This window comes from Limosilactobacillus ingluviei str. Autruche 4, from assembly GCF_000312405.1.
In the GTDB taxonomy this organism is placed as follows: Bacteria; Bacillota; Bacilli; order Lactobacillales; family Lactobacillaceae; genus Limosilactobacillus; species Limosilactobacillus ingluviei.
Genome location: NZ_HE997173.1, coordinates 696,968 through 714,611, shown reverse-complemented (window position 1 = coordinate 714,611; position 17,644 = coordinate 696,968). Strand labels below are relative to the sequence as shown.

Sequence of the window (17,644 nt, the reverse complement as noted above, 5' to 3'; positions counted from 1 at the left end):
ATGGGACCCAACCAGAACGGACGGGAGGAAATACAATGCTGATGCGAGAAATTGAAGCCCAAGACGATGTCGCCCTGGCCCAAATTATTCGCCAGGCGCTGGAGGACGCAAACCTAGCCCGGCCGGGAACGGCCTATTTCGATCCGGAATTGGAGCATTTGAGTCGCTACTACCAAGCGGCTCCGGACCGGGGCTACGTGGTGGCGGTCAGCGACGACGGGGTCGTGTTAGGGGGCGCCGGGTATGCGCCCTACGCCCCGGCCCAGCAAGTGGCGGAATTGCAAAAAGTGTATCTAACCCCCGCCGCCCGCGGGCGCGGCCTCAGCTACCAATTGCTGCAAGCCGTGGAACAGCGTGCCAAGCAGGCGGGCTTTCGCCACTTGTACTTGGAAACGCACCATACCCTCACGGCCGCGCGCCACGTGTACGAAAAAATGGGCTTCCAAGAATTGCCGGGCCCGATGCAAACGGCCAACCACCAGACGATGGACCGCTTTATGATTAAGGACCTCTAAATTTGGCTGGCTGGTCCCCAAGAAAATTTCAAAAATTTGTTGACTTTCGGGGAGAGGATGCCTAAAATATAGTGCGTAGTGGATAAACCAGAATGATCTGGTATAACAGTACGATTTTAAGCTCGGAGGGAGGGAATTCAATATGTCCAAGACTATCGTTCGGAAGAATGAATCGTTAGACGATGCTCTTCGGCGCTTTAAACGTACGGTTTCACGGAACGGAACGCTTCAAGAATACCGCAAGCGTGAATACTATGAAAAGCCAAGTGTAAAACGCAAGTTGAAGTCTGAAGCGGCACGAAAGCGTAAGAACAAGCGCCGTCGTTACTAATGGCTAAAAGCTCCGGTTCTTTGACCGGGGCTTTTTTCGTATCGAAAGGAAGGCAAGACAATGAGTTTATTAGAGCAATTAACCAAGGATATGGTCGCGGCCATGAAGGCCAAGGATAAGGCAACCTTGAGCGTGGTCCGGATGTTAAAGGCGGCGGTGGCCAACGAAAAGATCAAGCTGGGCCACGATTTAACGCCCGATGAAGCCAACGGGGTCTTGGCGCGTGAATTCAAGCAACGCAAGGAGTCTTTGGCCGAGTTTGAAAAGGCCGGGCGCCAAGACTTGATTGATCAGGTCAAGCACGAATTGGCCGTGGTCGAAAAGTACCTGCCCAAGCAATTAACGCCGGCGGAAGTCGCCCAAGTCGTCAAGGACACGATTGCCCAGGTCCAAGCCACGAGCATGAAGGACTTTGGCAAGGTGATGGGGGCGATCATGCCGAAGGTTAAGGGCAAGGCCGACGGTAAGGTCGTCAACGAAACCGTGAAGAAGTTCTTACAAGGTAAATAAATTTCCCAGCGATCGGGTCTGCCGGTCGCTTTTTTGATCACTGTCGTTTTGGCGGTCAATTGTGCTATAATTTTTTCAGATAATTTAGTAAAAAAGGGGAAAGCTTTTTTTGGCAGCAGCAGAAAAAATAATTGAAATGCAATATGAAATCGATAACCCGCGGGTGCAGATTGCCCTCCTCGGGACGCAGGATCAATACGTCAGCCTGCTCGAAGAGGGGATGGGCATCACGATTCACCCGTTTGGCAATCAATTGAAGCTCAGCGGGCCCGATGAAGCAGTGCATTTAACGCGGGCGATTTTAGACCAGCTGGTAGCCTTGATCGAGCAGGGGATTACGATTGCCAGTACCGATATCATCAGCGCCATGAAGATGGCCCACAAGGGGACGTTAGAATACTTTGCCGACCTGTACCAAGAAAAAATCATCAATGACCGCAAGGGGCGGCCGATTCGGGTGAAGAACTTCGGCCAGCGCCAGTACGTCCACGCGATGAAAAATCACGACGTTACCTTTGGGATTGGCCCGGCCGGGACCGGGAAGACTTACTTGGCCGTAGCGATGGCGGTGGCCGCCCTCAAGCGCGGGGAAGTTGAACGGATTATTCTGACCCGCCCGGCCGTGGAAGCCGGCGAAAGCTTAGGGTTCTTACCCGGCGACTTAAAGGAAAAGGTCGATCCGTACCTGCGGCCAATCTATGATGCCTTAAACTCAATTTTTGGCGCCGATCACACCGAACGCCTGATGGAGCGGGGCGTGATTGAAATTGCGCCGCTGGCCTACATGCGGGGCCGGACCTTGGACAACGCCTTTGTGATCCTCGACGAAGCCCAAAACACCACCAAGGCCCAAATGAAGATGTTCTTGACCCGGCTGGGCTTTGGCGCCAAGATGGTCGTCAATGGCGACGTCTCGCAAATCGACCTGCCGCGGGGGGCCAAGAGTGGCCTCTTGTCGGCCGAACAAATTTTAAAGGACGTCGCGGCGGTCGAGTTTGTCTACTTTCAGGCCGATGACGTGGTTCGTCACCCCGTCGTTGCCAAGATTATCGCGGCTTATGACCGCGCAGAGGGGAAGAATTAATGGAACTGACAATTTATGACCACAGCCAGGGGATGCTGACGGAGCACCAAACGGCCCTGGCCGAAGAACTGTTGGCCCAAGCGGCGGCCAAGTTGGCCTTGCCAGCCAGCGCGGAGTTGTCCTTGACCCTGGTCCGCAATCCGGAAATGAAGGAGCTTAACGCCAAGTACCGCGGCGTGGATCGGGCAACGGACGTGATTTCCTTTGCGATCAACGACGAGGAGGATTTAACCTTGCCGGCGGAATTGCAAGCCGAGTTGCCACTGGACTTGGGGGATTTGTTTATTTCCCTGGATAAGGTCAAGGAACAGGCGCTGTTTTTAGGCCATTCGGCGGACCGCGAATTCGGCTTCTTGCTGGTGCACGGCTTTTTGCACCTTAACGGCTACGACCACGAGACACCGGCCGATGAAGCGGCGATGTTCAGCCTCCAAGAGGCGATCTTAACGGCTTATGGGCTCACCCGCTAAAGCCCCGCAGACCGGCAAAAATCGGCACTTTAGCCAGGCCTTGCGCCACGCCGGGGCCGGGATTTGGGCGGTAATTAAAAATGAGCGCAACATGCGCAGCCACTTAGTATCCGCGGGGGTGGTCGTCGTGGTAGGGCTGGGCTTGCACGTGGATTTAAACACCTGGTGCTGGTTGGCCCTGGCGATTGCGCTGGTCTGGTTTGCAGAATTTTTAAATACGGTGATTGAGGCCCTGGTTAATTTAATTGTTGGTCAACGCTACGATGAAAATGCCAAACTGGCCAAGGATGTGGCCGCGGGGTTGGTCCTGTTAGCCGCGGGCTTGGCGGTGGTAATTGGCCTCTTGGTCTTGGCACCGTACCTCACTGATTTAATATGATAAAGGATGGAAAAGATGACGGAAGAAAAATTTCACTCGGGTTTTGTGGCCCTGATCGGGCGGCCCAACGCGGGCAAGTCGACCTTGATGAACTACGTGGTCGGCCAAAAAGTGGCGATCATGAGCAATGTCGCCCAAACGACGCGCAATAAGATTCAGGGGATCTACACGACCGATCATGCCCAGATTGTCTTTATTGACACCCCCGGGATTCACAAGCCAGTGACCAAGCTGGGTGACTTCATGGAACGTTCGGCGCTGTCGGCCTTGGATGAAGTCGATGCGGTCTTGTTCGTTGTTCCGGCCGACAGTAAAAAGGGGCCGGGGGATGAATTTATCATCGAACGTTTAAAGAAGGTTCACAAGCCGATTTACTTGGTTGTCAATAAGATCGACCTGGTCAACCCCAACGACCTGCCAGACATTGTGGCCCAGTACGAAGGAACTTTAGATTTCAAAGGGATCATCCCAATTTCGGCCTTGCAGGGTAACAACGTCAACCAATTAATCAATGATTTGGTTGCCCAACTGCCGGAAGGTCCGCAATACTACCCGAGTGATCAGATTTCGGACCACCCGGAACGGTTTGTGATTGCCGAAATGATTCGCGAAAAGGTCTTTCATTTGACCCGCCAAGAAGTTCCGCACTCCGTGGCAATTGACGTGACCAGTGTGAAGCGCGAAAGTGAAGACACCGTCCACATCAGCGCCAACATCGTGGTGGAACGGCCGGGTCAAAAGGGGATTATTATCGGCAAGAAGGGGGCGATGCTCAAGCAAATTGGGCAAAGCGCCCGCCAAGACATCGAACACCTCTTGGGCGATCACGTCTACTTGCAGCTGTGGGTCAAGGTGGTGCCAGGCTGGCGCGACAAGGCTGCCATGCTCAAGGACTACGGCTACCGCAATACCGATTACTAATGATGAGCTGCTAAAGCCGGGGCGCACCCCGGTTTTTCTTATGAATTGAAAGGGGGCACCGCAATGGCCCGGGTAAATACTGATTTTGAAGGTTTGATTTTATTTCGGCGCGACTACCGTGAACACGATCTGCTGGTGAAGTTTTTGACCCGTAACCTGGGACCGACGATGTTCTTTGTCCGCGGGGCGCGGCGCAAGGGTTCCAAGTTGGCGGCGCCGCTCTTGCCCTTTACGTATGGGACCTACGTCGGCTGGCTGGAAGGGGGCAACTTATCCTACCTGGTCGCCGCGAAAGAAACCCACCAGCTCAAGCACTTGGGGCCGGATCTGACGGCGAATGCCTATGCGACCTACCTGCTCGATTTGGTCGGGGTGGCCTTTGAAGAGGGGCAGGGGATCGGGGCCTGGTATGATCAAATTTTGACCGCGTTGCAGCTCCTCGATGCCGGCAAGGCGCCCCAAGTGATTGTCAATGTTTTAGAAGTTCAACTGTTGGGGCGCTTCGGGGTGGCCCCGCGTTGGGATGGCTGCGTAATCTGTGGCCGGCGGGATTTACCACTGGATTATTCGGAGGCGTTTGGGGGCGTCTTATGTCGCGATCACTGGGATCAAGACGAGCACCGCTTGCATCTGCAGCCGAAGGTGGTCAATTACCTGCGCTTGTTTGCCCACTTAAATCTGCAAACGGTCGGGGACGTGAACGTTGACGCGCCAACCCAGCGGGCCCTGCGCTGGGCGCTGGATAAGATTTACGCCGATCAGGTCGGCTTGCACTTAAAGAGCAAGCACTTTCTGGATTCATTGGCCAGCTGGCAGGATCAATTGACTTTGCCGCCGCGCGAAAATTCGTGAAATCACCCCGGACGATTGACTTTTGGCGGGTAGGCGGGTACTATTAACAACGTATATTTTTGAATATCTGCTGGCGATGACGGGAAGAAGAGATCCATTTCACAGCGAGCGGGAGATTGGTGCAAGCCCGCCGGATTTTCGGAGCACCCCCGAGCTGGAATAATGAAGCTGTTTTGCATAGTGCAAAAAAGCAGGGTGGAACCGCGAGTAATCGTCCCTGCAGCCACGGGCTAACCGTCGCTGCGGGGCTTTTTTACTTTCCATCGGCAGCAGAGTGAAAGGAGAAACAGCATGGCCAAGAAAATGACGGTCCAAGAGATCATCTTTACCCTGGAAAAATACTGGGCAGACCAAGGATGTATGTTGATGCAAGCGTATGACAACGAGAAGGGGGCCGGGACGATGAGTCCGTACACCTTCTTGCGGGCAATTGGGCCCGAACCGTGGAACGCCGCTTACGTCGAACCATCCCGGCGGCCGGCGGACGGCCGTTACGGGGAAAACCCAAACCGGCTTTACCAACACCACCAATTCCAAGTCCTGATGAAGCCTTCGCCGGCTAACATCCAGGAATTATACCTGGGCAGTCTGCGCGAACTGGGGATTGAACCCTTAGAACACGATATTCGCTTCGTGGAAGACAACTGGGAAAACCCTTCAATGGGGTGTGCCGGGGTCGGCTGGGAAGTCTGGCTCGACGGGATGGAAGTGACCCAATTTACCTACTTCCAAGTTGTTGGGGAACTGCAAATGGATCCGGTGGCCGCGGAAGTTACCTACGGCTTGGAACGGCTGGCAGAATACATCCAAAACGTCAACTCGGTTTATGATTTGGAATGGTCCGACGGGGTCTTGTACGGTGACATCTTCAAAGAACCCGAATACGAACACTCCAAGTATGCCTTTGAAGAAAGCAATCAGGACATGCTCTTGGCTGACTTTGACAACTTTGAAAGTGAAGCCAAGCGCTTGATTAAGCTCGGGCTGATCCACCCGGCTTACGACTATGTGCTGAAGTGCAGCCACACCTTTAACCTCTTGGATGCCCGCGGGGCCGTGTCGGTCACGGAACGGGCCGGCTATTTGCACCGGATCCGGATCATGGCCAAGATGATTGCCAAGGCCTTTGTCGAAGAACGGCGCAAGCTCGGCTTCCCGCTGATTCACGACGAACAACAGCGCCAAGCAACGGTTGAAAAGTACACTCGGGCGGCTGAAAAAGCGGCGGCCCGGGCTGCCAAGCAAGCCAAGAAAGGGGAAAAGTAATGACGCACTCATACTTGTTAGAAGTCGGCGTAGAAGAAATGCCGGCCCACGTGGTAACCAAGAGTATCGCCCAATTGCACCAACGGGTGGCCAACTTCTTAAAGGAAGAACGGATTGACTTTGCGCAAATCCAAGAGTTTGCGACGCCCCGGCGCTTGGCCTTGCTGATCTCCGGCTTAGCAGACAAGCAACCGGACGTAGATGAAGAAGTCAAGGGCCCGGCCAAAAAGATCGCCTTAGATGCTGATGGCAACTGGACCAAGGCCGCCCAAGGCTTTACCCGCGGCCAAGGGGTCAGCGTTGATGACATTGAATTTAAGGCCGTCAAAGGGGTCGAATACGTCTTTGTCAACAAGCGCGTCGCGGGGCAACCAGTGGCCAAGGTCTTGGCCAAGCTGCCAAATGTGATCACGGCGATGAACTTCCCAACCTTGATGAAGTGGGGCAGTTTCAACCTCCAATTTATCCGGCCGATTCGCTGGTTGGTTTCCTTGTTGGATGATCAAGTGGTGCCGTTTAGCATTTTAAACGTGACGGCCGGCCGGACCACCCAGGGGCACCGCTTCCTGGGCCACGCCATTGACATCGCTACGGCGACTGATTACGAAGCCGCCCTCAAGGCCGACTTTGTGATTGCCGACCAAGCCAAGCGCAAGGCCTTGATCCAAGAACAAATTCATGCCTTAGTGGCCGAACACGACTGGGTCCTAGACGAAGACTTGGAACTGCTGGAAGAAGTCAATAACCTGGTGGAATGGCCAACCGCCTTTGCCGGGGCCTTTGATGAAAAGTACCTCGTCTTGCCCGAAGAAGTCCTGATTACTTCCATGCGCGACAACCAACGCTTCTTTTGCGTCCGGGATCACGCTGGCAAGCTCTTGCCACACTTTATTTCCGTGCGGAACGGGAACCGCGACCACCTGGATAACGTAATCAAGGGGAACGAACGGGTCTTGGTTCCCCGTTTGGAAGACGCCAAGTTCTTCTATGAAGAGGACCAAAAGCTCAGCATTGACCAATATGTGGCCCGCTTGAGCAAGGTCAGCTTCCACGACCAAATCAGCTCGATGGCCGAAAAGATGGCCCGGACCGGCGCCTTGGCCCAAGCCCTCGGGCACCAGTTAGGCTTGAGTGAAGCCGAATTGGCAGACCTGAAGCGGGCCAGTGCGATCTACAAGTTTGACCTGACGACGCAAATGGTCGGTGAATTTGCCGAATTGCAAGGGATCATGGGTGAAATTTACGCCAACTTAGCCGGGGAAAAGCCGGCCGTGGCCGCCGCGGTGCGGGAACACTACCTGCCAATTTCGGCGGAAGGGGACCTGCCGACGACCAAGCTTGGCGCCCTGCTGGCGATTGCCGATAAGCTGGACTCAATTTACAGCTTCTTTGCCGTGGACTTGATCCCATCTGGTTCCAACGACCCGTACGCCCTGCGGCGCCAGGCGGCCGGGATCATGCGGATTTTGGTGGCCCAAGGCTGGCACTTGCCAATCTTGACTTTCCAAGCCCAAGCAGCCCAAGCCGTTGCCAACCTGGACTTGCGCTACGACTACACGAAGAATGCCGCCCAAGTGCGGACTTTCTTGCTCGACCGGATCAAGCAATTCCTGAGTGATGATCACCTGCGGCACGACGTAATTGACGCGGCGACTGACACTAAAGTGGCCGATCCGGTCAACATTGTCGCTGCAGCCCAACTGCTGGCGGCCCACCAAGCGGACGCGGGCTTCAAGGACCAAATTGAAGCCCTGACCCGGGTCATCCGGATCGCCCAAAAGGCCCCAGCCGACCTGCCAACGACGGTGGACCCAGCCAAGTTTGTTAACCCATCGGAAACGGCGCTGCACACGGCCGTGGCTGCTTTGGCCAAGCAAGCGGACCAATTGAGCCTGGCGGACCTGTTTGCCAAGTTAACGGCGCTGACGGACGTGATCACGGCTTACTTCACGGAAAACATGATTATGGACAAGGACGAAGCCGTCAAGAACAACCGGCTGGCCCAACTGACCCTGCTGGCGGACTTAACGGGCCGCTTGGGGAACTTGGACCAATTAATTGTGAAATAAGCCAGCCCCTTGGCAAGCCCCGGCCCTTGTGCTAGAATATAAAATAGTATTATTAGGTAGTATTTTGATGAAAGGTCGCATTCCGTTTTCAGGGGGCGACCTTTCGTAACTATGCATGCACGAGCGGGGGGTTGTGAATGGCGAAGATCCCGGAGGAGGTCTTAGACCGGCTCCGTAATGCGGTTGATATTGCGGATGTGATCGGTCAAGATGTGCAGCTGAAAAAGCAGGGGAAAAACCTGATGGGGCACTGTCCCTTTCACCAGGATGATACCCCCTCGTTTTCGGTCAACCAGGAAAAGCAATTCTTCTACTGCTTTTCCTGTCACCGGAGCGGGAATGTCTTTAGTTTCTTGATGCAATTACATGACATGTCCTTTCCCCAGGCGGTCGAAGCCGTGGCGGAGTTTGCCGACCTGGAGTTGCCCAGCCAGTATACGGCGGCCGCGCCGTCCAATCCAAATAGCCAGGGGGGCCAGTTGGGGCGTTTGCACGAACAAGCGGCCAAGCTCTATCACCACATCCTGGTCAATACGTCGGCTGGGCAGCCAGCCTTAAAGTACCTTTTGGACCGGGGGATGACGCGGGAATTGATCGATCAGTTCAACCTCGGTTTTGCCCCCGAACCCACCAATGGGCAGCCGGTCTTATACCAGTACGCCCAGCAACAGGAGCTGGATTACCAGCTTTTGCGCAAGTCCGGCCTGTTTGTCGAGCGGGCGGATGGGCAGTTGCAGGACCGCTTCCACGGGCGGGTAATGTACCCGATTAAAAATGCCAACGGCCAGGTGATCGCCTTTTCCGGGCGGATCCTGGCTAAAAAGGCTCCCGCCAACACCCCCAAGTACCTCAACAGTCCGGAAACGCCCCTGTTTAATAAGCGCCAGACCCTCTTTAACCTGGATTTGGCCAAGCAGGCGGCGCGCAAGGCGGGGCACTTGACCCTGTTTGAAGGCTTTATGGACGTCATTGCGGCGTACGGGGCCGGGATCAAGACCGGGATTGCCTCGATGGGGACCAGCTTTACCAGCGAACAGGTCCAAGCCATCGCGCGCCTGACCAGTCAGCTGACGATTGCCTACGATGGGGACGAGCCGGGACAAGCGGCGATTGATCGTTCCTTAAAGCTGGTCGAAGACACCGCCCCGGATTTGACCTTACGGGTGGTCCAACTGCCGGCGGGTCTGGACCCGGATGAATACGTCCAAAAGTACGGTAGTCTCAAGTTTCAGGAGTATATGACCCATGGCGAGGAGACAGCGGTCGATTTTCGCTTGGCTTACTTGCGCAAGGATTTGAACTTGCAAAAGCAAAGCGAATTGATTAACTACTTGAATGCGGCCTTGGAAGTAATTGCGACCGTGCCGACGCCGGTGGGGCAAAGTGTCTACCTGAAAAAATTAGCGGGGGAATTTGGCCTGGACCTGGGCAGTTTGGAGCGGCAATTGGCCAGTATCCCCGCGCCGCGGGCCGTCCCGGCGGCGCCGATGGGGACCGTCCCGCCGCCAGAAGAAGAAGCGGGGCTGGTGCCCCCGCCAGCTGAAGATCCTGACTGGACGGTGCCGGCGGCTAATCAGCCGACGACTTTGTCGCGCGGCGAACGGGCGGCGCAAATCCTGTTAAAATACTACTGTTATGATGCGGAAGTGCGCTACCGCCTGGATGCTTTGGCGGATTTTCAGTTTCCCCAGCCCGCCTACCAGCAGTTGTACACGGTCATTAAGCACTACCTGGCGGATCATTCGGACTTTGTCCCCGCGGCGGTGATGGATCACCTCACCCCCGGGGCGCAAAGTCTGCTCAGTCAGGTTGAAACCCAAATCATCGCTGAAGAAGAAAAAGCGCAGGTCGTGACCGATTGTCTACGGGTCCTGACGACGGAGCTGCCGCTCACGGCCCAGATTGAACAAACCCAAGCGGCCCTAAACGAGGCCAGTATGCTGGGCGACAGCGACCAAATCCTGCACTTAACCACTCAATTGGTGCAACTCTATCAACGTCAGCAAGCAATGAAGACGGAGGAGATTAATTAATAATGGCAAAGAATGCAAAAAAAGACCTGGTAATTTCAAACTTGGAAAACTTTGATCAAGCGGCTTACGACAAGGCCGTCGGTAAGTTGATTCGGACCTACAAGCAACAAAAGGAAATCGAATACAACGAATTAACTGATCAAATTGCAACTCCGTTTGGGCTGAACGCAGAAGGGATGGACAATTTGATGCAAAACGTCGAAGATGCCGGGATCAGCGTCGTCGACGAAAATGGTGACCCGGACCCACGGGCCTTGCGGGCGACCGAAAAGCTGTCCGATAAGGCGGTCAAGGATACCTCGGCGCCAACCGGGGTTAAGATCAACGATCCGGTTCGGATGTACTTAAAGGAAATCGGTCGGGTCAACCTGCTGACGGCCGACGAAGAAGTTGCCTTGGCCCTGCGGATCGAAAAGGGCGATGAAGTTGCTAAGCAGGAACTGGCCGAAGCCAACCTGCGGCTGGTGGTTTCGATCGCCAAGCGCTACGTTGGGCGGGGGATGCAATTCCTCGATCTGATTCAAGAAGGGAACATGGGGCTGATGAAGGCGGTCGAAAAGTTTGACTACCGCAAAGGGTTCAAGTTCTCCACTTACGCAACCTGGTGGATTCGCCAGGCGATTACGCGGGCGATTGCCGACCAGGCCCGGACGATTCGGATTCCGGTCCACATGGTCGAAACGATCAACAAGCTGATCCGGATCCAACGCCAACTCCTCCAAGACCTCGGCCGTGAGCCGCTGCCGGAAGAAATTGGGGCGGAAATGGATATGCCAACCAAGAAGGTCCGTGACATCTTGAAGATCGCTCAAGAACCAGTTTCCTTAGAAACGCCAATTGGGGAAGAAGACGACTCCCACTTGGGGGACTTTATCGAAGACCACGATGCTACCAGTCCGGCGGACCACGCGGCCTACGAGATGATGAAAAAGCAACTCGAAAATGTCTTGGACACCCTGACCGACCGGGAAGAAAACGTCCTGCGGCTCCGCTTTGGCCTTGATGATGGTCGGACGCGGACCTTAGAAGAAGTCGGTAAGGTCTTTGGTGTGACCCGGGAACGGATTCGGCAAATCGAAGCCAAGGCCCTGCGCAAGCTGCGCCACCCATCCCGTTCCAAGCAATTGAAGGACTTCTTAGAATAAACCAAACCAACTACCAAACGGTTTTGTGCCTCCAAGATGAGGTGCAAAACCGTTTTTTGTGTTTTTAGCGTCAAACAGACAGTTTAGTTAGATAATAAAACGAATTATCAAACTTGTTTCGTAAACACGGCATAATAGACCGTATTTAGCAGAATAGCGCTCAGAAGTATCCTTGAAGGAAGGACAACTTCTGAGCGCTATTTGCGTCTATTGAGTTCCAAATTTACGTTGAATTTCTGGATCCCACGGTAAATAAGCCTCCCAGACTGGACTTTCAGTCCATGTGAAGGCTGATAGGAGATGTTCTAAGTACTCACGTACCTTGAGCTGATTTAATTTAGCCGTTTGAATGAAGGTATACCAAATGGCGTTCGCTTCAGCCCCAGCTTCGGTTTTCGCAAATAAGTAATTTTTGAGTCCGGTGGTTGTTGGCCGAATCAGTTGTTCATCATGATTGTTGTCTAATGGCAGCTCGCCATGTTCAAAAATCTGATAAACGCGCTCCTTCTGATTTAAGGCATAGTTAATTGCCACCCGCAGTTTACTAATTGGATGCTCAATCTCACCAATAAATCGGTAAAATTCGTCCATCAGTGGTTTAAGACGTAAGCGCCGCTGCGCTGCTTTTTCTTCTCCGGTGGTATAACTTAAGTCATGCTCGATGTGAAAGATCTCGCCTAACTTGGTTGCCGCTTCGGCGGCTTTGGAATGCTGAAGAATCTTCGCTCCCTTACCAATTTTGACGATTTCTTTGAACTTCCGGGCAATGTGAATCAAACAAGCTTTGAGCGTCCCGTTTGGCAGTCGCTCTTGTTGATAGGCGCTATGTCCATCACACATCAAACAGCCTCGATAATCCGGGCCAATGATTTGAGGGATTACCTCGCCACCACGGGAGGCGGCGTAGAAAAAGTAGGCGATATTATGTTGACTAAACTCTTTCGCACTACTTGCAGCCCAAAAGTAACACTTGCTTCGTTCACTTTTAACAACTTGCACATAGAAGTTTTCGCAGTAAAACTCCATTGGTTTACACTTAATTTTACGATGAGCGAGATGCTTACCAATAATTTTCAATTCTTCTCCACAAGCATCACAAAAACGCTTTTTACCTTTAAGTTCATAGACCTTGTCCACTTGTGGTAAGGCATCCAAATTGGCTTGCCGGACCCCTCGCTTCTTTTTGCGGCGACGAACCACGTACTCTTCAACTGCCGGTTCAGTTGAAACATTCGGATCAGTGCTGTTTTCTTCTTCCTTCACTGAATCCTCAAAAAGCGAAGTTTGACCTGGCGTCAAAATTTCACTTTTTTTCCGTAGGTCCGAACGCCAAAGAGCTTAATCGTTTCTGATAGCTCCAAGACCTTGGTTTCCAGTTCTTCGAACTTAGCAGCTTGCTTTGCAATTATGGCTTCTTGTTTATGTATAATCACTAAAGCCTCTTCTAAGCTTTGCGGTTCACGGACTTTCTTATGCTTAGCCATGGTTCATCACCTCCTTTTCTGATTTTTGTAAGCATATCAGAAATAGAGGCCCGTGAACATCCTTTTTGACTAATAAATTGTTCCTTTAATTGCTGGTTTGACATGTTTAACAGGCAACGGAGCGATACCTTGTAATAATTTTTTGATTTGACGTGGTGTTAAGTTAACGGCATCATTACGATACCGTGGCCAACGCAAATTACCATTTTCAAACCGCTTATACAGTAAGACGAATCCTTCACCATCCCAATATAAGCCCTTAAAGCGATCAGTACGACTACCGCAAAAGAGAAAAAGTGAATCATTGTCTAATTGAAGACCATAATTTTCTTCAACTATTAGAACTAAGCCATCAATTTCTTTCCGCAAGTCAGTTTTCCCGCAAACGATATAGACATGCCGCGGCGCGACCCAGTTAATCAACATGATTCATCATCACAGTTAGTAATTTGGCAGCTAAGTCAGGATCAGCACCTTGATAGAGGTTTACTCGTAGTTTATTTAAGGTAACCGGGGCGGCTAACGTTTTTGCCGGATGACGCTTGTTGAAAATCGGCGCAACTGCCTTGATCGTTGGCGTGCCCACCTCTACAATATCATGAATCATAAATAAAGGTTAAGTTTTCCCTAAGTATAGAAGGTCTCGATTGTGGTTTAAATCCGGTTAGTTATGCCGTGCTTACATTCCTCAGGTGAGGAGGGCAGCGCCTTTTTTGGTTGCCTAGGGGTACCAGTGCTATAATGGGAGCCGTGATTTTACGAAGGGGTGAACAACGTGAAAATAAGCTTAACACCAGCGGCGTTAAAGCGGGCCGCAAGCTTTACCTACGCGGCTTATACCATTTCGCTGCCGGCCGGGTCTTTGGGAGACTTGGTGGCGCGCAGTGCCGCCTATGCCGGGGGTCGGGTGGTCTTTGCGGCGGCCGACCAATCGCTGACCCTGTTTGGCGCTAAGCCGCTGCGGGTTTGGCAAGATTTAATCCCGGCGCGCTTGCGCCAAATTCAACAGGAACTCCAGGTTCAGTGGGTTGATCTGACGCCCGGGGGTGGAGCGGCGCCTTGCCTCATGGGCGGGTTGCCCTTTGATTTAGCCGGCCAGCCGGCCAAATTTTGGGCCGATTTGGCGACCGGCTACGTAATTCTGCCCCAGTTGCTGTTCAAGCAGACCCCGGCGGGCAAGACGGTGACCCTCCTGGCCCCGGTCAGTGCTCACTTGGCGGCGGACCTGCAGGAATTAGCGGATCAAGTCAGTGCTCTACTGGTAGCTGACCGGCCGGTATCGGCGGTCCCGCCAACGGTGACCGGTACGGAGCTGGCAGTTGCGGAATGGATGCAGCTGGTCGACCGCAGCGTGGCGGCGATCCAGGCGGGGCAGTTGCGCAAGGTGGTCTTGGCCCGGCAACTGGCCGTTACCACTGGAGCGCACTTTGATCCGGTCGCCATCCTGCACCGGCTAGCCGCCCAGCAGGTCAATACCTACCGTTTCTTGGTGGAAAGCCCGCAGCGGGCCTTTGTCGGAGCGACGCCGGAACGCCTAGTGAAAGCGACGGCGACTGAGTATTTGACCGCCAGCGTGGCCGGCTCAGCGCCGCGGGGGGCGACGCCAGCGGCGGATCAGCAGTTGGGGGCCGCCCTGTTGGCCGACCCGAAAAATCAAGCTGAGCACCAGATCGTCGTGCAACGGATCGCGAAATTGCTGGCGCCGTATACGACTGCCGTGACGATCGGGGCGCGCCAACTTTTAAAGAACCGGGATATTCAACACATTTACCACCCGTTGGCAGGGCCCCGGCAAGCCGGCAGCCACTTGCTGGACGTTGTCGCTGCCCTGCACCCGACCCCGGCCTTAGGCGGGGAGCCCCGGGCGGCTGCCTTGGCCTGGCTGCGCGAGCATGAAGCCGGGCGGGGCCTGTACGGAGCGCCAGTCGGCTGGCTTAGCCTCGGCGCAGACGAAGGCGAGTTTGTCGTTGGGCTGCGGTCTGGGGTCTTTAGCGCCCAGGCCGGCCGTCTGTATGCGGGGTGCGGAATCGTCGCCGCTTCACACGCCGCCACGGAGCGGGCCGAGACCCGTTTGAAATTTCAACCAATGTTAAGGGGGATCAGTGATTCATGGACCATCAAGCGCAATTAACTCAGTATTTGGCCGCCTTTTTACGAGGGCTCAGTGAGGCCGGCGTCCGGCAGGTGGTCATCAGCCCCGGTTCCCGTTCGACCCCGCTGGCCTTAATGTTGCACCGCCACCCGGCCTTTCAGACCTACTTGGACGTTGATGAACGCTCGGCCGGCTTCTTTGCCCTTGGGTTGAGCAAGGTAACGGGGGCCGCGGTTGGCTTGGTCTGCACCTCAGGCAGTGCGGCGGCCAACTACCTGCCGGCGATTTGCGAGGCCGAGGCGACCAATTTGCCCTTAGTGGTGATGACCACGGACCGCCCGGCTGAATTGCAAGGGGTCGGTGCCCCCCAGGCGATGGATCAACACGCTTTATACGGGGACCACGTCAAAGCAATGGTTGATTTGGCCCTGCCGGAAGCGACGCCGGCGCTGCTCAATTATGCCCACTGGCAAGCCGTCAAGCTGACCAGCCTGGCCTTGACCCGGCCCCGGGGCCCCGTCCACTTGAATCTTCCCCTGCGCGAACCCCTCCTGCCCAGCGCGGCCCTGCCATCGCCGAGCGGGCCAAGTAGCCAGGTTTTGCCGGTTACCCATCACGTCGACCTGACCCCGCTGCGCGCCGTGTTGCAACAGCGGGGGCTGATCATCGTCGGCGAGGAACGGACGCCAGCCGAAGCGACCCAGCTGGCGCACTTGGCGGAAACGTTGGGCTGGCCGGTGATCGGCGATCCGCTGACCAATTTGGCAGCCACCGCGACCCCAAATTATCTCGGCCAGGCCGACTTACTCTTCCAAGCCGCCCTGCCGACACCAGAAATAATCTTGCGCTTTGGCCGCCTGCCGGTTACCAAGCCGGTGATGCAGTGGCTGCAGGCGCACCCGCTGCCGACGATCTTGGTCGAAAATGGGGCTAAATACCAGGACCAATTGCACCAGGCCACCTGGGTGCTGGACCAAACGGTGACCGAATTTGTCGCTGCCGTGGCCAATTTAAATCTGACCGCTCCGGCACCAGACTGGTTGATCCAATGGCAAGCGTGCCAAAAGCAAGCGGCCCAATTGGTGGCCAGTGTGGCTGATCAAGGACTGAATCACTCCACTGTTGCCCAGGGGTTACCTGCTTGGTTGCACGATCAGGATTTGTTTGTTGCTAATAGCAATGCCATTCGACTGGTTGATCGGCTGGCATTGACACAAACAGCCAATGTCCGGATCTTTGGTAACCGCGGGGTTAATGGGATCGACGGCTTGGTCTCAACGGTCGCTGGCCTGGCGGCTGGCCGGCAGCGTCCCGTGACCCTGCTGATCGGCGACTTGGCCCTCTTTCACGACATGAATGGGTTGGCGATGCTGCGCCGGTACCAACTGCCGGTCACGATCGTCCTCTTGAACAACAACGGCGGGGGGATCTTTAATTTCTTAGCCCAGCGGCACCTACCGGCGGCTGACTTTACCGCTCTGTTCCAGACGCCCCAGGACCTCGATTTTGCCCGGGTGGCGGCTTTGTACGACTTTACCTACCACCACCCGCAGACGCCGGCCGTCTTGCAAGCCTGCTTGAATCAGCCCGGTCAACACCTGATTGAAGTCACGGATGCACCGACGGGGCCGGTGACGACTTGGGAAGCCCTGGTGGCAGCCTACCAAACGGCGGTGACCGCTCATGACTGAGGCGACTTATTTCGCCGAGTGGCTGACCCCGTATCAGCCGGAGCAGCCGACCTTGGTTTGTCTGCACGGTTTTACCGGGACCGGGGCGACTTGGCAGTCCCTGGCGTGGCCGGCAACGGTCAACGTCTTAGCGGTCGATTTAATTGGGCACGGGCGCTCGCCGGTTTTTGTCCACCCGACCCGTTACCGGATGGCCCAGGTGGTGGCCGAGCTGCAGGCCCTGCTGGCGGTCAAACAAATCCCGGCCTACCACCTCTTGGGCTATTCGATGGGGGCGCGGGTGGCCTTGGCCTGGGCCTTAGCCGATCCCCGGGTGATCAGCGTGATTTTGGAAAGCGGGCGGCCGGGGTTGGCTGATCCGACCCAGCGACTGGCACGGCAGCAGCAGGACAACGCCCTGGCAGCGAAGCTCTTGACGGTCCCCTTAGTCGAATTTGTGAATGACTGGGAGAAGCTGCCGCTCTTTGCCAGCCAGCGGGCCCTGCCGGCGGCGGTCCAAGCGCGGGTGCGGGCCGAGCGACTCAGCCAGCAACCCTTTGGCTTGGCGATGAGCCTGATGATGATGGGGACCGGCCAGCAGCCCAACTACTGGCCCCAATTGGCCCAATTGCCACCGGGGCTGTTGCTTGTGGGCGAACAGGACGCTAAGTTTCAACGCCTCAACTTGGCGATGCAGGCCCAGGCCCCGCAGTTGGACTACCAGGTCCTGCCGGGGGGCCACTGTGTGCACTTGGAGCACCCTACCGAATTTTTAGCCGCCGTAACCACCTGGTTAAAACACTACGCATAAAGAAACCCCCGC

General features: G+C 55.1%; 19 protein-coding genes. 15 read left to right on the top strand and 4 right to left on the bottom strand.

Going from position 1 to position 17,644, the window contains the following annotated elements:
• The first annotated feature begins 35 nt into the window (after nucleotides 1-35).
• From BN54_RS03520 to rpoD, 12 genes are all read left to right on the top strand, one after another.
• Nucleotides 36-515 (top strand): GNAT family N-acetyltransferase, encoded by a 480-nt coding sequence (locus tag BN54_RS03520; RefSeq protein WP_019205764.1) that lies wholly within the window; start codon nucleotides 36-38, stop codon nucleotides 513-515.
• Nucleotides 516-657: 142 nt separating this feature from the next.
• A complete protein-coding gene (gene rpsU / locus BN54_RS03515; RefSeq protein WP_019205763.1) occupies nucleotides 658-846 on the top strand; it encodes a 30S ribosomal protein S21 in 189 nt (62 codons plus the stop codon).
• 60 nt (nucleotides 847-906) lie between these two features.
• Nucleotides 907-1,356: a GatB/YqeY domain-containing protein gene (locus tag BN54_RS03510; RefSeq protein WP_019205762.1), complete on the top strand. Its 450-nt coding sequence runs from the start codon at nucleotides 907-909 to the stop codon at nucleotides 1,354-1,356.
• 136 nt (nucleotides 1,357-1,492) lie between these two features.
• Nucleotides 1,493-2,440, top strand: coding sequence for a PhoH family protein (locus tag BN54_RS03505; protein ID WP_040469897.1), 948 nt, complete (start codon nucleotides 1,493-1,495; stop codon nucleotides 2,438-2,440).
• Nucleotides 2,440-2,910 carry an rRNA maturation RNase YbeY gene (gene ybeY / locus BN54_RS03500; RefSeq protein ID WP_019205760.1) on the top strand — a complete coding sequence of 157 codons (471 nt, stop codon included), beginning with the start codon at nucleotides 2,440-2,442 and terminating at the stop codon, nucleotides 2,908-2,910. The genes BN54_RS03505 and ybeY overlap by 1 nt, the downstream gene beginning before the upstream one ends.
• Complete coding sequence (locus BN54_RS03495) at nucleotides 2,894-3,289, top strand: diacylglycerol kinase family protein (protein ID WP_019205759.1); 396 nt, start codon at nucleotides 2,894-2,896, stop codon at nucleotides 3,287-3,289. Before ybeY ends, BN54_RS03495 begins: the two co-directional genes overlap by 17 nt.
• Nucleotides 3,290-3,304: 15 nt before the next feature.
• A complete protein-coding gene (gene era, locus BN54_RS03490) occupies nucleotides 3,305-4,210 on the top strand; it encodes a GTPase Era (RefSeq protein ID WP_019205758.1) in 906 nt (301 codons plus the stop codon).
• Between the two features lie 63 nt (nucleotides 4,211-4,273).
• Nucleotides 4,274-5,062 carry a DNA repair protein RecO gene (gene recO / locus BN54_RS03485; protein WP_019205757.1) on the top strand — a complete coding sequence of 263 codons (789 nt, stop codon included), beginning with the start codon at nucleotides 4,274-4,276 and terminating at the stop codon, nucleotides 5,060-5,062.
• Between the two features lie 291 nt (nucleotides 5,063-5,353).
• Nucleotides 5,354-6,328: a glycine--tRNA ligase subunit alpha gene (gene glyQ / locus BN54_RS03480; protein ID WP_019205756.1), complete on the top strand. Its 975-nt coding sequence runs from the start codon at nucleotides 5,354-5,356 to the stop codon at nucleotides 6,326-6,328.
• The gene (gene glyS / locus BN54_RS03475) at nucleotides 6,328-8,397 is read left to right on the top strand and encodes a glycine--tRNA ligase subunit beta (RefSeq protein ID WP_019205755.1); all 2,070 of its coding nucleotides are present in this window, start codon (nucleotides 6,328-6,330) and stop codon (nucleotides 8,395-8,397) included. The genes glyQ and glyS overlap by 1 nt, the downstream gene beginning before the upstream one ends.
• A gap of 137 nt (nucleotides 8,398-8,534) precedes the next feature.
• On the top strand, nucleotides 8,535-10,430 hold the full coding sequence (gene dnaG / locus BN54_RS03470; RefSeq protein ID WP_019205754.1) for a DNA primase: 1,896 nt from the start codon (nucleotides 8,535-8,537) through the stop codon (nucleotides 10,428-10,430).
• Nucleotides 10,431-10,432: 2 nt separating this feature from the next.
• The gene (gene rpoD / locus BN54_RS03465) at nucleotides 10,433-11,575 is read left to right on the top strand and encodes an RNA polymerase sigma factor RpoD (RefSeq protein WP_019205753.1); all 1,143 of its coding nucleotides are present in this window, start codon (nucleotides 10,433-10,435) and stop codon (nucleotides 11,573-11,575) included.
• Nucleotides 11,576-11,782: 207 nt separating this feature from the next.
• Here rpoD and BN54_RS03460 read toward each other — a convergent pair whose 3' ends face one another.
• The 4 genes from BN54_RS03460 to BN54_RS10350 all read right to left on the bottom strand — a co-directional run bounded on the left by BN54_RS03460 (nucleotide 11,783) and on the right by BN54_RS10350 (nucleotide 13,666).
• Complete coding sequence (locus BN54_RS03460) at nucleotides 11,783-12,838, bottom strand: IS66 family transposase (protein ID WP_019205752.1); 1,056 nt, start codon at nucleotides 12,836-12,838, stop codon at nucleotides 11,783-11,785.
• Nucleotides 12,839-12,870: 32 nt separating this feature from the next.
• On the bottom strand, nucleotides 12,871-13,059 hold the full coding sequence (locus BN54_RS03455; protein WP_019205751.1) for a hypothetical protein: 189 nt from the start codon (nucleotides 13,057-13,059) through the stop codon (nucleotides 12,871-12,873).
• 69 nt (nucleotides 13,060-13,128) lie between these two features.
• Complete coding sequence (gene tnpB, locus BN54_RS03450; protein ID WP_040469711.1) at nucleotides 13,129-13,485, bottom strand: IS66 family insertion sequence element accessory protein TnpB; 357 nt, start codon at nucleotides 13,483-13,485, stop codon at nucleotides 13,129-13,131.
• A complete protein-coding gene (locus BN54_RS10350; protein ID WP_019205750.1) occupies nucleotides 13,475-13,666 on the bottom strand; it encodes a hypothetical protein in 192 nt (63 codons plus the stop codon). Before BN54_RS10350 ends, tnpB begins: the two co-directional genes overlap by 11 nt.
• 168 nt (nucleotides 13,667-13,834) lie before the next feature.
• Here BN54_RS10350 and BN54_RS03440 point away from each other — a divergent pair, with 168 nt between their 5' ends.
• From BN54_RS03440 to menH, 3 genes are read left to right on the top strand one after another with little or no spacing between them, the layout of a single operon-like run.
• Nucleotides 13,835-15,190: an isochorismate synthase gene (locus BN54_RS03440; RefSeq protein WP_019205749.1), complete on the top strand. Its 1,356-nt coding sequence runs from the start codon at nucleotides 13,835-13,837 to the stop codon at nucleotides 15,188-15,190.
• Complete coding sequence (gene menD / locus BN54_RS03435; protein ID WP_019205748.1) at nucleotides 15,169-16,842, top strand: 2-succinyl-5-enolpyruvyl-6-hydroxy-3-cyclohexene-1-carboxylic-acid synthase; 1,674 nt, start codon at nucleotides 15,169-15,171, stop codon at nucleotides 16,840-16,842. Before BN54_RS03440 ends, menD begins: the two co-directional genes overlap by 22 nt.
• Entirely contained in the window at nucleotides 16,835-17,632 is a 798-nt protein-coding gene (menH, locus tag BN54_RS03430; protein WP_019205747.1) for a 2-succinyl-6-hydroxy-2,4-cyclohexadiene-1-carboxylate synthase, read from the top strand. The genes menD and menH overlap by 8 nt, the downstream gene beginning before the upstream one ends.
• Nucleotides 17,633-17,644: the final 12 nt, after the last annotated feature.